The organism is Streptomyces sp. 13-12-16, from assembly GCF_002114215.1.
In the GTDB taxonomy this organism is placed as follows: Bacteria; Actinomycetota; Actinomycetes; order Streptomycetales; family Streptomycetaceae; genus Streptomyces.
In genome coordinates this window covers 1-932 of record NZ_NCTE01000387.1, presented here as the reverse complement: position 1 = coordinate 932, position 932 = coordinate 1, and the positions used below count along the sequence as shown (strand labels likewise).

Genomic DNA, 932 nt, shown 5'->3' with positions numbered 1-932 from the left:
CGCCGCCAGGGCCACCGCGCGGGCGCCGGGGACGGTCAGTACGGCGCGCGGGCGGAGGACCTCGACGGCCGTGCGGGCGGCGGTCCGGAAGGCGAGCCCGTCCAGGACCGGTGCCGTGACGACGACCAGCGGGCGGCCGAGCCGGGGCAGCCGGTGCCCGAGCAGCCGCTCCAGCATCCGTGCCGTACCGGGGATGTCGACGATGGTGCCGCGCTGGACGGGGTGGATCGCGCCGGTACCAGGGAAGGTCACGGTGGGCACGTCGAGGACCATGCCCCGTCCGGCGATCCACGCGCGTGTGCGGGCGCTGCCCAGGTCGAGAGCGATCCCCGAGCAGCGCCGGCACAGCGGCCAGTGCCGGTGCCGTACCGGTGCCGGGAGGGGACTCCGGATCACGGTCACCGGCCGGCCTCCCTCACCTGCTGGCAGCGCCCGCAGTAGCGGGCCTGGGGGACGATCAGCAGGCGGTGGCGTTCGACGGCGCGGCGGCACAGGTGGCAGGTGCCGTACTGCCCGGAGTCCATCCGGGCGAGTGCCGCCTCGACGTCGGCGAGCACCATGCGGGCGGACGCCGCGAGCTTGACGCCGACCTCGATCCGGGCGGCGTCCGCCTCCCGGCGCCGGTCGTCGGCACGGTTCGAGGAGTGGACGGCGAACTGGCGTAGCTGCTCCTGCCGGAACAGCCGCTGCTCGTGCAGGTTCTCGCGCAGCGCGGCGAGGTCCTCGTCGTCGAGGACCGTGTCGCGCTCGCCGATGGTCTGGTGGGTCACCACTGCACCCCTTGGGCAGAGCGGGAGAGAAGGAGGGACGGGGAGGCCTGTCGTCGGGTCCCCGTCGTCCGCGCGGAGGGCGGGTCCGGCGGCGGCGACGGGGGCGCCCCGCGCGAGCCCGGTCCGGGCGTGCGTGCCGGGCGTCGCCTGCGGGCGGGGATC

At 76.3% G+C, this 932-nt stretch carries 1 protein-coding gene and 1 pseudogene; both read right to left on the bottom strand.

Going from position 1 to position 932, the window contains the following annotated elements; genetic code table 11:
- Nucleotides 1–402: pseudogene (locus tag B7767_RS16030) on the bottom strand (hypothetical protein); the annotation flags it as partial.
- Nucleotides 399–770: a TraR/DksA C4-type zinc finger protein gene (locus tag B7767_RS16025; protein ID WP_179167165.1), complete on the bottom strand. Its 372-nt coding sequence runs from the start codon at nt 768–770 to the stop codon at nt 399–401. The gene B7767_RS16025 and the pseudogene B7767_RS16030, both read right to left, overlap by 4 nt.
- Between the last annotated feature and the right edge of the window lie 162 nt (nt 771–932).